Source organism: Pseudomaricurvus albidus, from assembly GCF_018863235.1.
GTDB classification, from domain to species: domain Bacteria; phylum Pseudomonadota; class Gammaproteobacteria; order Pseudomonadales; family Cellvibrionaceae; genus Pseudomaricurvus; species Pseudomaricurvus albidus.
This window is the reverse complement of sequence record NZ_JAHKRS010000002.1, coordinates 480772-495751: the sequence shown is the minus strand read 5'-3', so window position 1 is coordinate 495751 and position 14980 is coordinate 480772. Positions and strand designations below refer to the sequence as shown.

Below are 14980 nucleotides of genomic sequence, written 5' to 3'. Positions count from 1 at the left end.
GCACCGTACCGCTACTCCACGACCACTGCGCCATAGATCTCTTTGAACACCGGCGGCATACGTTTGGGACGACCGCTACTGATTTCGATGCACACCAGATCCCAGCGGGCACGCAACAGTGTGGCTCCGTCGCTGGCTCGCACCAGCTGGAAGCGGCGCTCCATGGAGAGTTTGTTGTCGTTACCGGTGAGCCAGGTGGCTACCTTCAGATCGTCCCCCAGATAAGCAGCCTGCAGATAATCAAACTCACTGCGACGAATGGCCATCGCACGATCCAGCTCCTGATAGTCTTTCAGACCAATACCCAGTGCTTTGGAGTGAGCCCACCCGGCATCCTGACACCAACTGACATAAACCGCATTGTTGACGTGCTGCAGGCCATCAATATCCTGCTCTGAGACGGCCACATCCAGCAGGAAGGGATTCGGGTAATCCCACTGAACCTTGTCCCAATCACCCCCATTGGCGGTTTGTTGATTCTCCATAAATGTACCTCTCCAATACTTCTCCAAATGGCCGGCGGGGCAACTCATGGTCACACAAGCCAGCCTTTGTCATTAACTCGATGAATAGCTTAACCAGATACAACACTCAGTATCTGGAAAACTTGGGCAGTCGCAGATCCCAGATCATGGCGGCCGCTCTGACCGAAAACGCAATAGCCACAGCGATGGCCGTGCTTACGGTCTTGTCAGCCAGAGTATTAATCAGCAACAGGTAACTCAGGGCTCCTGCCAATGCAGCGGTGACGTAGATTTCCGGGCCCAGCAACACCGGCTGACGCTCGGACAGGATATCCCGAATGACTGAACCAAAGGTGGTCGTGATCATCCCCATGGCACAGGCCACTAAAGGATCGACCCCCAAATCGTACGCCTTGACCGTACCCAGCACTGAAAACAGTGCCAGCCCCATGGCATCCATCCACAACAGCAATCTCTGCCGGGCGGCAAATTGTGGAGCCAAAAAGAACGTCAGTACACCACCTGCGACACAAACTTGTAAGTAAAGGGCGTCGACCACCCAGAAAACATCCACGCCGAGAATCAGGTCCCGCACCGTACCACCGCCTACACCGGTGACCGTGGCAAACAGCACAAAGCCCAAAACATCGAGCCCTTTTTCCGCCGCAGCGAGAGCACCGGAGACGGCAAACACAATCACCCCGAATAAACCGGCAATATAGAGTAATTCAGACTGGAGCCAATGCATGGAAGGACTTCACCCGTGAAAACGCGAAGTATGGCATAAAAAAGCAGGGGAAAGGAAAGGCAAGACAGCCACAGTGAGGCTGGCTGTCTTGCCCTTAATCGAGGAAATTAGCGATTCAGGCGGTTTTCAATCAGTTGATCAACAACCGAAGGATCGGCCAGGGTCGACGTGTCACCCAGCGTATCCAGCTCGTTGGCGGCAACCTTGCGCAGAATACGACGCATGATTTTACCGGAACGGGTTTTCGGCAGGCCTGGCGCCCACTGAATCCAATCCGGCTTGGCAATCGGCCCGATTTCCTGCACACAGAGATTCACCAGCTCTTTCTTCAGCTCGTCGCTGCCTTCCACGCCTGCCATAGGCGTGACGTAGCAGTAGATACCCTGCCCTTTGATATCGTGAGGCGCACCCACCACAGCCGCTTCCGCAATTTGTGAATGCAAGGTTAACGCACTTTCGATTTCTGCGGTTCCCATGCGGTGACCGGAGACGTTCAGCACATCGTCAACCCGTCCGGTAATCCAGTAGTAACCATCTTCGTCACGACGGGCCCCGTCACCGGTAAAGTAGTATCCCGGATAGGTACTGAAGTAGGTATCCACGCAGCGCTGATGATCGCCATAGACCGAGCGGATCTGGCTTGGCCAGGAAGCCTTGATGGCCAGGCTGCCCTCACAGGGGCCCTCGATCTCATTACCTTCCGCATCCAGAATCACCGGCTGTACACCGAAGAATGGCAGGGTCGCCGAACCCGGTTTCAGGTCAGTCGCCCCCGGCAGCGGGGTCAACATATGAGCGCCGGTTTCGGTCTGCCACCAGGTATCCACAATGGGACAGCGGCTCTCGCCCACCACGCGATGATACCACTCCCAGGCTTCCGGATTGATGGGCTCACCGACAGTGCCCAACAGACGCAGGGATTCACGAGTAGAATTGGTGACCATCTCGTCACCGGCACCCATCAACGCGCGAATGGCCGTGGGAGCGGTATAGAAAATATTCACTTCGTGTTTGTCGACGATTTCCCAGCAGCGCGAAGCCGACGGATAGGTTGGCACCCCTTCAAACATCAGGGTAATGGCGCCGTTGGTCAGCGGACCATAGACAATGTAACTGTGACCGGTCACCCAGCCCACATCAGCGGTACACCAGTAGATTTCACCGTCTTTGTAATCGAAGGTATATTTGTGCGTCATGGCCGATTGCAGCAGATAGCCTGCGGTGGTGTGTAACACTCCTTTGGGCTTACCGGTGGAGCCAGACGTGTACAGAATAAACAGAGGATCTTCCGACGCCATTGGCTCTGGCTCACATTCGGCAGACGCCTGTTCCATAGCCTCGTCGTACCAGACATCGCGCCCTTCCGACCAGGCCACAGAACCGCCGGTGCGTTTGACCACCAGACAGGTGTGCACATTCGGGCAGCCTTCCAGTGCCTTGTCGGCATTCACTTTGAGAGGAACGGATTTGCCACCGCGAACACCTTCGTCAGCGGTAATCACAACCTGACAATCAGAGTCCAGAATACGCCCCTGCAGAGCATCCGGGGAGAAACCGCCAAAGACGATAGAGTGCACGGCACCGATACGGGTACAGGCCAACATGGCGTAGGCCGCTTCCAGAATCATCGGCATATAGATGCAGACACGGTCGCCCTTTTTAACCCCACGGGCCTTGAGGACATTGGCCAACTTACAGACTTCGGTGTGCAGCTGACGGTAGGTCACTTTTTTATCGTCGTTGGGATCATCGCCTTCCCAGATGATGGCGACCTGATCACCACGGGTCTCCAGGTGACGGTCAATACAGTTCACACTGACGTTCAATTCACCATCACCAAACCAGCTGGCGGTGCCTTTGTGGAAATCAAACTCCTGAACCTTGCTGAAGGGTTTGCTCCAGGTCAAAAACTCATTGGCCTGTTCAGTCCAGAAAGTATCCGGATCCTCGACGGATTGACGATACATGGCATCGTATTTGGCCCGATCAATCCAGGCGTTTTCGGCCACTTCGGCGGGCACGGGATAAACGTGTACCTCTGACATAACAACTCCCTCAACTACTTTTATAAATTATGCTCGGATAGCGTGTATAAGGTTTTATCCAGCCATCATAAACCAGGGTTATGGATAGCTACACCCTACTTTAGTAGATGACTGATTGGGAAAGGTCTGTCTGTGGGATTTAAAAGCATGCCGGTCGTATTCAGAGGCATGGCAGCAGGAGTTAAAGGAATATTGCGACAAAAAAGGCGACTCACTGAGCCGCCTTTTTCAGGGATCTAATGCTGACGCACGAACTTAAACGAACTGAACTTCGTCGATTTCGTACTCAACTTCACCGCCAGGAGTGCGAATGACGGCGATATCACCCACTTCCTTGCCAATCAGACCACGGGCAATGGGCGAGTTGATGGAGATTTTGTTGGCCTTTACATTGGCCTCGTCATCACCAACGATCTTGTAGGTCACGGACTCATCCGTGTCGACATTCACAATCACCACGGTGGTGCCAAAAATCACCTTGTCACCTTTCGGCAACTGGGTCACGTCAATCACCTGGGCACTGGCCAACTTGCCTTCGATTTCCTGAATACGACCTTCGCAGAAACCCTGCTGCTCACGGGCAGCATGGTATTCGGCATTTTCCTTCAGGTCACCGTGCTCACGAGCTTCGGCAATAGCCTGCACAATGCGTGGACGTTCGACTTTTTTCAGGTGATCCAGCTCTTCACGCAATGCGCTAGCGCCTTCAACCGTCATTGGAACTTTATTCATCCTGCAATTCTCCCGTGCAGCTCTTGTAAGCTGCGAACTTGCTGCTGCTGTCCGAAACGCAGAGCCATACAGACCGCTGCCGCACCGGCAATGGTGGTGGTGTAGTAGACGCGGTGGTTTTCCGCACTGCGACGAATGGAAGCAGAGTCCTTAATGGCTTGCTTGCCTTCGGTGGTGTTAAACACCATGGAAATTTCGTCGTTTTTGATCATATCGACAATGTGAGGACGGCCTTCAATCACCTTGTTGACCACATCCACATTGATGCCGTGGCCCGCCAGGAACTTCGCGGTACCGCGGGTAGCCACCAGGCTGAAGCCCAGTTCGACCAGATCTTTTGCAACCGGCAGCAATTCATCCTTGTCGCAATCGCGCACACTGATGAACACGCGACCTTCGGTCGGAATCTCGTCACCGGCACCCAGCTGGGCTTTGGCGTAAGCCTCTGCAAAAGTGTCGCCCACACCCATCACTTCACCGGTGGACTTCATTTCAGGCCCCAGAATCGGGTCAACCGCTGGGAACTTGTTGAACGGGAACACGGCCTCTTTGACACTGTAGTAGTTCGGCACGATCTCGGTAGTGAAACCCTGCTCCGCCAGACTCTTGCCTGCCTGCACACGAGCCGCCACTTTCGCCAGAGACACACCGATACACTTGGACACAAATGGCACGGTACGGGAACCACGCGGGTTCACCTCGATCACGTAGATCTCGCCGCCCTGATAGGCCAACTGTACGTTCATCAGGCCGATAACGCCAAGTTCAACGGCCATCTTGCGCACCTGTTCACGCATTTCGTCCTGCACGCTGGCCGGCAGAGAATACGGAGGCAGGGAACAGGCCGAGTCACCGGAGTGAACACCACACTGCTCAATGTGCTGCATGATGGCGCCAATCACTACATCAGTACCGTCGCACACTGCGTCGATATCCACCTCGATGGCGGCATTCAGGAAGTGATCCAGCAACACTGGCGCGTCATCCGACACCTGCACCGCTTCGCGCATGTACTGACGCAACTCTTCCTCTTTATAAACGATTTCCATGGCGCGTCCACCCAGTACATAGGACGGGCGAACAACCAGTGGGTAGCCCACTTGCTGAGCCATGCGAACCGCTTCTTCGGTAGAGCGAACAATGGCGTTTTCCGGCTGTTTCAGATCCAGGCGCATCAGCATCTGCTGGAAACGCTCACGGTCTTCGGCGCGGTCAATCGCTTCAGGGCTGGTACCGATAATGGGTACACCTTCCGCTTCCAGAGCGCGGGCCAGTTTCAATGGCGTCTGACCACCGAACTGCACAATCACGCCTTTTGGCTTTTCTTTGCGCACAATTTCCAGCACGTCTTCCAGCGTTACCGGCTCAAAGTAGAGGCGGTCGGAAGTGTCGTAATCGGTAGATACCGTCTCGGGGTTACAGTTGACCATAATGGTCTCGTAACCGTCATCACGACAGGCCAGTGCGGCGTGTACACAGCAGTAATCGAATTCGATACCCTGACCAATACGGTTCGGGCCACCGCCCAATACCATGATCTTTTCACGATCCGACGGCAGGGCTTCGCACTCTTCCTCGTAGGTGGAGTACATGTAGGCCGTGGAAGTAGAGAACTCGGCCGCACAGGTATCCACACGCTTGTAGACCGGGTGGATACCCAGCTTGTTGCGGTGGCTGCGCAGGGTCTTCTCACTCACGCTCAACAACTCACCCAGACGCTTGTCCGAGAAGCCTTTGCGCTTCATGCGGAACATCAGGTCTGCGGTGATTTCCGTCAGAGGCATCGCTGACAACATCTGCTCGGACTTGATCAGATCTTCAATCTGAACCAGGAACCAGGGATCGATGGCAGAGATTTCATACACCTCATCCACGGACATGCCAGCACGGAACGCATCGCCCACATACCAGATGCGTTCAGCACCCGGCGTCGACAGATCGCGACGAATGTGCGCCAGGGCATCGTCGGATTTCAGATCCACCTTTGGCTCAAAACCGGCAGAACCCACTTCCAGACCGCGCAGCGCTTTCTGTACAGACTCCTGGAAAGTGCGGCCAATGGCCATGACCTCACCCACAGACTTCATCTGGGTGGTCAGACGGGCATCGGCATCACCGAACTTCTCAAAGGTGAAGCGAGGAATCTTGGTCACAACATAGTCGATGGAGGGCTCAAACGAAGCCGGGGTCGCGCCACCGGTGATGTCGTTCTGCAATTCATCCAGGGTGTAACCCACGGCCAGCTTGGCCGCAACCTTGGCGATCGGGAAACCGGTTGCCTTGGACGCCAGAGCCGAAGAGCGGCTTACACGAGGGTTCATCTCGATCACCACCAGACGACCGGTTTTCGGGTCCATGGCGAACTGAACGTTGGAGCCACCGGTCTCAACGCCGATTTCACGCAGTACCGCCAGAGAGGCGTTACGCATGATTTGCAATTCTTTGTCGGTCAGTGTCTGGGCAGGGGCAACCGTAATGGAGTCACCGGTGTGAACACCCATGGGGTCGAAGTTCTCGATGGAACAAACGATGATGCAGTTGTCGTTCTTGTCACGAACAACTTCCATCTCGTACTCTTTCCAGCCCAGCAGGGATTCGTCAATCAACAGCTCGTTGGTCGGCGACAGATCCAGACCGCGGGTACAGATTTCTTCAAACTCTTCCCAGTTGTAGGCGATACCGCCGCCGGAACCGCCCATGGTGAAGGACGGACGGATAATCACCGGGAAACCGAATTTCTTTGGCACTTCCAACGCTTCTTCCATGGAGTGCACGATGTCAGCGCGGGCACATTCCAGACCGATACGCTTCATGGCCTGATCGAACAGATGACGATCTTCCGCCATGTGGATGGCTTTCTGGTTGGCACCGATCAGCTCGACGTTGTACTTCTCCAGCACGCCGTTGTCGTGCAGTGCCAGCGCACAGTTCAGCGCCGTCTGACCACCCATGGTCGGCAGCACCGCATCCGGGCGCTCTTTCTCAATGATTTTCTCAACCGTGCGCCACTCAATCGGTTCGATGTAGGTGGCATCCGCCATGGCCGGGTCGGTCATGATGGTGGCAGGGTTGGAGTTGACCAGGATTACCCGGTAACCCTCTTCGCGCAGGGCCTTACAAGCCTGGGCGCCAGAGTAGTCGAATTCACAGGCCTGACCGATGACGATCGGCCCCGCACCCAGGATCAGAATACTTTGTATGTCAGTTCTTTTTGGCATGTTGTGCTCTATCTATCTCTCGGGTTGGATGTCTGATGTCGGATGAGGCGATCATCGGGATCAGCGCTGCATCTGACATCGAACCACGAACAAATGTCCTACTGCGTGTCTTAACGACGTTCCTGCATCAATTCGATGAAGTGATCAAACAGTGGCGCGGCATCGTGTGGGCCAGGGCTGGCTTCAGGGTGTCCCTGGAAGCTGAACGCGGGCTTATCGGTGCGGTGAATCCCCTGCAGGGTTCCATCAAACAACGACTTGTGAGTAACCTTCAGGTTAGCAGGCAGGCTGGCTTCATCCGCCGCAAAACCGTGGTTCTGGCTGGTGATCATCACTGTGCCGTCTTCGATGTTCTGTACCGGGTGGTTTCCACCGTGGTGACCGTGGCCCATCTTGACGGTTTGCGCGCCAGAAGCCAGTGCCAGCAGCTGGTGACCCAGGCAGATGCCAAACACAGGGATATCGGTTTCCAGAATGGTCTTGATGGCCTCAATGGCGTAATCACACGGCTCCGGGTCACCCGGGCCATTGGACAGGAAAATACCATCCGGATTCATTGCCAGAACGTCGGCGGCCGGGGTCTTGGCAGGCACAACAGTGAGGTCACAGCCACGATCGACCAGCATACGCAGGATGTTGCGTTTGACGCCGTAATCGTAGGCAACCACTTTGAATTTCAATTCGGAGGGAGACACAAACCCCTTGCCCAGCTGCCAGCTGCCTTCCTGCCAGGAGTAGCTCTCGGCAGTGGTCACTTCCTTGGCCAGATCCAGCCCCTTGAGGCCACCGAACTCTTTGGCCGCGGCCAGAGCCTGATCTTCATCCACCGTACCGGCCATGATGCAGCCGTTCTGGGCGCCCTTGTCACGCAGAATACGCGTCAGGCGGCGGGTGTCGATATCAGCAATACCGAGAATATTGCGCTGTTTGAGGTATTCGTCCAGAGACTGTTCGCTGCGGAAGTTGCTGGCCAGCAGCGGCAGATCGCGAATCACCAGACCAGCGGCCCAGATGCGATCGCACTCTTCGTCCTCGCTGTTGGTCCCGGTATTGCCAATGTGCGGATAGGTCAGCGTGACAATCTGCTGCGCGTACGAGGGGTCGGTTAGTATTTCCTGATAACCGGTCATCGCGGTGTTAAACACCACCTCTCCGGTGGAGATTCCATCAGCACCGATGGCGCTGCCGCGGAATACGCTACCGTCTTCAAGTACCAGGATGGCGGGTCTGTCCATCTGATGGGTAAGGGCACCAGTTGTCAAGTTAGACTCCTCATGTGTTTTGGCTTCATCTTCAGGCTGTATCGTGCTTGCCATCGTGGCTGGCCAGCACTCACAGCGGTTGCGCTCTCGCGCTGTGCATTCATTTCTATCGATCAATCCGGCGCTGTGAACAGCTGGGCTGACACACCCGGCCGTGCTTTTCGCTAGCCCGAGCAACGCTGCCGCGCGATTGCTGTCGCACGTTATTTGGGTAGCTCTTCAAGCCACATACAGTGTCTGGGGTAGGAATTGTCCGGTCCGCTGCAAATAAGACAGTTGCAAAAAAGCGAGATGAAACCCCTGGCTTCATCTCGCTTCTGAATTATTTGCATCTCATAACCATCAACCAGTGTTGTTATCATCCCGCCCAGCTGTTTTATCAGGCTTTAAATCAGCCCGTTTTGCAGTGGAAAATGTAACAACCAGTCTAGTTCGCTTATGCGGCCTTGGCCAAGATCGATCTGAGGCGCGATTGTACGCGATTTGTCCTGCTTGTGTCCAATGCCAGATGCCCTCCCGAGGTGCAATATCCGGCATGGACATGATCGCTCAACCCATCAGATGCGGAATTGCTTAACAATCCCTTCCATCTTGGCCGCCATCTCGGCCAGAGAAGCCGTGCTGGAGGCAATTTCCACAGAGCCTTCAGAGGTTGAACGCGCCGCATCGGCAATATTGTTCATATTGCGCTCCATCTCACGGGTCGCCGCACTCTGCTCTTCAGAGGCACTGGCCATCTGGTTGGTTTTGTCTTTAATGGCACTGACACCCTCGGTGATGGCATCCAGAGAGCGGCTGGCCGCCTCAGCGTGCTCCACAGACTCGCTGGCCTGACTGGTACCCTTGGCCATCATCTGTACCGCCTCCAGAGCACCCGACTGCAGACGTTCAATCATCTGCTGAATTTCCTGGGTAGAGCTCTGGGTGCGGGAAGCCAGTGTACGGACCTCGTCGGCAACCACGGCAAAACCACGCCCTTGCTCACCGGCACGTGCCGCTTCAATGGCCGCATTAAGTGCCAACAGGTTGGTCTGCTCGGCAATGCCGCGAATCACATCCAGAACCGAACCGATGTTGTCCGTTTCCTGCTGCAGCTTGTCGATCACTTCCGACGCATCGTTGATATCCTTCGACAGGCTCTCGATCTGAGCCATGGTGGCAGTGACAACGCGATTACCTTCCAGGGCCTCGGAGTCCGCCTGTTCGGCATTATCGGCAGTCTGGGTGACGTTATGGGCCACATCTTCCACCACCGCGGCCATTTCACGTACCGCCGCCACAACCTGCTGGATTTCAGACTGCTGACTGACCACCCCGCGCTCGGTCTCTTTGGCGGTATTCGACAGGCGGGTAGCGCTACCGTTCAGCTCGGTGGCGGTTGCCGAGAAATCGGAAATGATATTGTGCACCCGGGCGATAAAGGTATTAAACCACTGCGCCAGCTGACCGACTTCATCCTGAGAGTTGACCGGCAGACGACGGGTCAAATCCCCCTCGCCCTCGGCAATGTCACGCAGAGCCCCAACCACGGCGTTGATCGGTGTAACGATGCTGGCCTGGATCACATAGGAAATCGCCGCCGCCAGAGCACTGATCATCAACACTGTCGCTACCGAACTCCAGATGGCCGCACTCACTGCTTCATCCAGCTCGTCGAGCTGGACCTTCATGTAAATTGTTCCCGCCTGAGCACCGTCGGCGACAATGGGCTCAAACAGCTCCAGAGAATCCTCTTCAATGGTCAGGCTCTGAGCACCGGCGCGCCCCGGCAACCCCGCCGGCATGTCGCCAGATGTCTTTTTCTCACCTTTTACATACCAGACAAACGGTGATCCACTGCCATTAAAGATGACCGCTGACTCAACGCGAGCACTGTTAGAGAGTGCCAGCAGGGTGCTACCCGCAGAGGCGGTATCACCAAACGCCATGGCGCCTGCGGCACTGCTGCCCACAATCCGGGCCAGGGTCAGAGTGTCTTTTTCGATGGCTTCTTCAACACGACCCACCTCACTGTTGACGGAGACCACGCTCGAGACAACTACGGCAATAATGCTGGTGACGGTAACGCCCAGCAGGACTTTCCACTTCAAGGACAAACTACGCATAATCATTCCAACTCTATGTTCGGTGGCAGTTAAAGCACCAGCTCACAGTGCTTCCCACACGGTTTTTATTTCCATTTCATTGAAGGTTATCGAGCATTCCCCTCAAACCTTTAGCGGTTTGACTCAAACTTCATCAACAAAAATCACCGAAAAGCTAAGTAACTACTTACATCAAGTCACGAAACCGCACAAAAAAAGCCCCTGACGAATCACTTCGTCAGGGGCTTTTGGAAGCAGGAACCGCCTGAAATCAGACTAAGCTACCACAGCCGACATTAGAGGCCCAGTACATCCTGCATGGAGTAAAGACCAGCCGGCTGAGCATTCAGCCAACCCGCAGCACGCACGGCACCACGGGCAAACGACATACGGCTGGAAGCCTTGTGGGTAATTTCCACCCGCTCGCCATCCGCCATAAACATCACCGTGTGGTCGCCAACGACGTCACCACCACGAACTGTGGCGAAACCGATGGTTTCACGCTTGCGAGCGCCAGTCTGTCCCTCACGACCGTAAACCGCCACTTCGCGCAGATTGCGATTGACGCCTTCAGCCACAGCTTCACCCATAGCCAGAGCTGTACCGGAAGGGGCATCCACCTTGTGGCGGTGGTGCGCCTCGTAAATTTCGATATCGTAATCGTCACCGAGAATTTCGGCCGCCTGCTTCAACAGCTTCAGAGTGACATTCACGCCGGTGCTGAAGTTGGCCGCCTTACACAGAGCCGTTTGCGCCTGATTGGCCAGCAGCTGCTGTTCCTCTTCCGGTGTAAAACCGGTGGTACCGATCACAATCTTCTTGCCCGCCGCCGCGCAGGCTGCGGCATTCACCAGAGTGGCCGCCGGTGCGGTAAAGTCGATCAGCACATCAAAGTCATTGATCACATCATTGATGTCACCGGCAATGGTAACGCCATTCTTGCCCAGTCCGGCCAGCTCGCCAGCATCCGCACCCACCAGAGAGCTGTCGGGACGCTCCAGAGCCGCAGTCAGCTCAACACCTTCGGCCAGCGCCACCGCTTCGATCAGGGTTTTACCCATGCGACCGGCTGCCCCGGTCACTGCAATTTTTACCATAACGGTTTCCTTAAAAGACTGTTCTGGAATCACTCAGCCTTTAGATTTTCATATCGCCAAAAAAGTTTTTCATACCCTCGAACCAGCTGTTTTGCTTGGGAGAGTTTTTATCACCTTTCATGGACGCCTTGAACTCTTTGAGCAAGTCTTTTTGCTTGTTGCTCAGGCTCACCGGCGTCTCGACGATCACCCGGCACATCAGATCACCGGCTGCGCCACCGCGAACCGGCGTCACGCCCTTGCCACGCAGACGGAACAATTTGCCGGTCTGGGTTTCCTGAGGCACCTTCAGCTTAACGCGTCCGTCTAGGGTCGGCACATCCAGCTCGCCACCCAGAGCCGCATCCACAAAACTGATGGGCACTTCACAGTACAGGTTTTTGCCATCGCGCTGGAAAATCTCGTGATCTTTTACCGACACCTGCACATAGAGGTCACCGGCCGGACCGCCATCAGTACCCGCCTCACCCTCACCGGAGAGACGAATGCGATCGCCGGTATCCACACCGGGTGGCACCTTCACAGACAGGGTCTTGGTTTCTTCTACGCGGCCCTGACCGTGACAATCGCCACAGGGGTCAGAAATGATCGTGCCTTTACCGCGACAGTTCGGACAGGTCTGCTGAACAGAGAAAAATCCCTGCTGCATGCGCACCTGCCCCACACCACCACAGGTCGTACAGGACACTGGCTTGGTACCGGCTTTCGCACCGGACCCGTCACAGGTATTACAGCTTACCAGTGTCGGCACGCGGATTTTAACGGAAGTACCGCGAACCGCATCCTCAAGATCCAGATCCAGGGTGTAGCGCAAATCGGAACCGCGCGCTGGACCGCCGCGACCGCGGCCGCCGCCTCCACCGCCAAAAATATCCCCAAACACATCACCAAAGATGTCACTGAAGCTGCCGCCGCCTCCACCGAAGCCGCCGCCTCCAAAGCCACCCTGCTGATCAACACCGGCGTGACCGAACTGGTCATAGGCACTGCGTTTCTCGGCATTGGACAAGACCTCGTAAGCTTCACTGGCCTCTTTGAATTTTGCCTCTGCCTCGCTGTCATCCGGGTTGCGATCCGGGTGAAATTTCATCGCCACACGGCGATAGGCTTTTTTCAGATCGGCCTTGGTGACATCGCGATCGACCCCAAGGACTTCGTAGTAATCTCGTTTGGACATATTTCTCAGCCTGTAAGCGCTGTTGCTTTCTCTAAAAACGGTTTTTCTAAAACGGTTTCGCTAAACGTTAAGCAGCTTCTTGAAACGGTGCTTCTAAAGCGCGCTTTTGAATTTACGTTCTAGACTTTGAATTTACGTTCTAGACAACGAAAGCGCGGGACTTGCCCGCGCCTTCGTCAAAAGCCAATAACTTTAAGAAGTTTTTCGCGAAACGCGGAACTTACTTATCGTCTTTAACTTCTTCAAACTCGGCGTCAACAACACCGTCATCAGCGTCGGCTGCGTTGTCAGCACCGGCTTCGGCACCACCAGCAGCACCCGCCTGGGCAGCTTGCTCAGCGTAAAGCTTCTGAGCCAGAGAGCTGGAAGCTTCGGTCAACTTGGTGGTTGCCGCTTCCATCGCTTCTTTGTCGTCGCCTTTCACAGCAGTTTCTGCTTCTGCCAGAGCCGCTTCGATTGCAGATTTCTCTTCGTCGGTGGCTTTGTCACCCGCTTCTTCCAGAGTCTTCTTGGTCGCACCAATCAGGCCGTCCAGAGTGTTGCGAGCAGTCACCAGCTCTTCGAACTTCTTATCGGCTTCAGCGTTGGCTTCGGCGTCCTGTACCATTTTTTCGATTTCGTCATCGCTTAAGCCCGAAGAGGCCTTGATCACGATGGACTGCTCTTTGCCAGTGGCCTTGTCTTTCGCGCTCACGTTCAGGATACCGTTGGCGTCGATGTCGAAAGTCACTTCGATCTGCGGCATACCGCGCTGTGCAGGCGGAATGTCGGCCAGATCAAAACGGCCCAGAGATTTGTTCTGGGAAGCTTGCTTACGCTCACCCTGTACCACGTGAATGGTAACCGCAGTCTGGTTGTCTTCAGCCGTGGAGAAGACCTGAGACTTCTTGGTTGGGATGGTGGTGTTCTTCTCGATCAGAGGAGTCGCCACGCCACCCATGGTTTCGATACCCAGAGTCAGAGGGCTTACGTCCAGCAGCAGTACGTCTTTCACATCACCGGCCAGAACCGCACCTTGAATCGCAGCACCCATGGCAACCGCTTCATCAGGGTTCACATCTTTACGCGCTTCTTTACCGAAGAACTCAGCCACTTTGGCCTGAACCATTGGCATACGGGTTTGACCACCCACCAGAATCACATCGTCAATCTCGCTGACAGACAGATCGGCATCAGCCAGTGCCACTTTCAGAGGCGCCAGAGAGCGGGTAACCAGCTCTTCGACCAGAGACTCCAGCTTGGAGCGGGTCAGCTTAACAACCAAGTGCTTGGGCCCTGTCGCATCGGCAGTGATGTACGGCAGGTTCACTTCAGTCTGCTGTGAAGAAGACAGTTCAATCTTGGCTTTCTCAGCGGCTTCTTTCAGACGTTGCAGAGCCAGTGGATCGTTGTGCAGGTCGATGCCGTTTTCTTTCTTGAACTCAGCCGCCAGATACTCGATCAGACGCAGGTCGAAGTCTTCACCACCCAGGAAGGTGTCACCGTTGGTGGCCAGTACTTCAAACTGGTGCTCGCCATCAACATCGGCAATTTCAATGATGGAGATATCGAAAGTACCACCACCCAGGTCGTAAACCGCAATGGTGCGATCGCCCTGTGCCTTGTCCATACCGTAAGCCAGTGCCGCAGCGGTTGGCTCGTTGATGATACGCTTCACGTCCAGACCGGCAATCTTACCGGCATCTTTGGTCGCCTGACGCTGAGAATCGTTGAAGTAAGCCGGTACGGTGATAACCGCTTCGGTTACCTTCTCGCCCAGATAGTCTTCAGCGGTTTTCTTCATTTTCTTCAGTACTTCGGCAGAGATCTGTGGCGGAGCTTTTTTGTCGCCTTTGATTTCTACCCAGGCATCACCGTTGTCAGCCTCAACAATTTTGTAAGGCACCATGGAGATGTCTTTCTGAACCACGTCATCTTTGTACTTGCGACCGATCAGACGCTTAACCGCGAACAGAGTGTTGTTCGGGTTGGTAACGGATTGACGCTTGGCGCTCTGACCGACCAGAATCTCGCTGTCGTCAGTAAACGCAACGATGGATGGTGTGGTGCGATCGCCTTCGGCGTTCTCAATAACTTTGGCTTTACCGCCCTCGAGTACAGACACACAAGAGTTGGTTGTACCCAAGTCAATTCCAATGATTTTACCCATTTCG

Annotated in this window: 10 protein-coding genes; all 10 read right to left on the bottom strand. The window is 55.1% G+C overall.

What is annotated here, in order from left to right; genetic code table 11:
- Positions 1-11 precede the first annotated feature (11 nt).
- The 10 genes from KOI40_RS05645 to dnaK all read right to left on the bottom strand — a co-directional run bounded on the left by KOI40_RS05645 (position 12) and on the right by dnaK (position 14976).
- Positions 12-485, bottom strand: a complete 474-nt coding sequence (locus KOI40_RS05645; protein ID WP_216096467.1) for an acyl-CoA thioesterase — start codon at positions 483-485, stop codon at positions 12-14.
- Positions 486-591: 106 nt separating this feature from the next.
- Positions 592-1212 carry a trimeric intracellular cation channel family protein gene (locus KOI40_RS05640; RefSeq protein WP_216096466.1) on the bottom strand — a complete coding sequence of 207 codons (621 nt, stop codon included), beginning with the start codon at positions 1210-1212 and terminating at the stop codon, positions 592-594.
- Between the two features lie 107 nt (positions 1213-1319).
- Complete coding sequence (acs, locus tag KOI40_RS05635; RefSeq protein WP_216096465.1) at positions 1320-3257, bottom strand: acetate--CoA ligase; 1938 nt, start codon at positions 3255-3257, stop codon at positions 1320-1322.
- A 255-nt stretch (positions 3258-3512) separates the two neighbouring features.
- Positions 3513-3989, bottom strand: a complete 477-nt coding sequence (greA, locus tag KOI40_RS05630; protein ID WP_216096464.1) for a transcription elongation factor GreA — start codon at positions 3987-3989, stop codon at positions 3513-3515.
- The gene (carB, locus tag KOI40_RS05625) at positions 3986-7207 is read right to left on the bottom strand and encodes a carbamoyl-phosphate synthase large subunit (protein ID WP_216096463.1); all 3222 of its coding nucleotides are present in this window, start codon (positions 7205-7207) and stop codon (positions 3986-3988) included. Before carB ends, greA begins: the two co-directional genes overlap by 4 nt.
- 110 nt (positions 7208-7317) lie before the next feature.
- Positions 7318-8442, bottom strand: a complete 1125-nt coding sequence (gene carA / locus KOI40_RS05620) for a glutamine-hydrolyzing carbamoyl-phosphate synthase small subunit (protein WP_216096669.1) — start codon at positions 8440-8442, stop codon at positions 7318-7320.
- Positions 8443-9026: 584 nt separating this feature from the next.
- A complete protein-coding gene (locus KOI40_RS05615) occupies positions 9027-10574 on the bottom strand; it encodes a methyl-accepting chemotaxis protein (protein WP_216096462.1) in 1548 nt (515 codons plus the stop codon).
- A gap of 275 nt (positions 10575-10849) precedes the next feature.
- Positions 10850-11650 (bottom strand): 4-hydroxy-tetrahydrodipicolinate reductase, encoded by an 801-nt coding sequence (gene dapB, locus KOI40_RS05610; protein ID WP_216096461.1) that lies wholly within the window; start codon positions 11648-11650, stop codon positions 10850-10852.
- Positions 11651-11690: 40 nt separating this feature from the next.
- Entirely contained in the window at positions 11691-12827 is a 1137-nt protein-coding gene (dnaJ, locus tag KOI40_RS05605; RefSeq protein ID WP_216096460.1) for a molecular chaperone DnaJ, read from the bottom strand.
- Positions 12828-13047: 220 nt separating this feature from the next.
- Positions 13048-14976 (bottom strand): molecular chaperone DnaK, encoded by a 1929-nt coding sequence (dnaK, locus tag KOI40_RS05600; RefSeq protein ID WP_216096459.1) that lies wholly within the window; start codon positions 14974-14976, stop codon positions 13048-13050.
- Positions 14977-14980 lie beyond the last annotated feature (4 nt).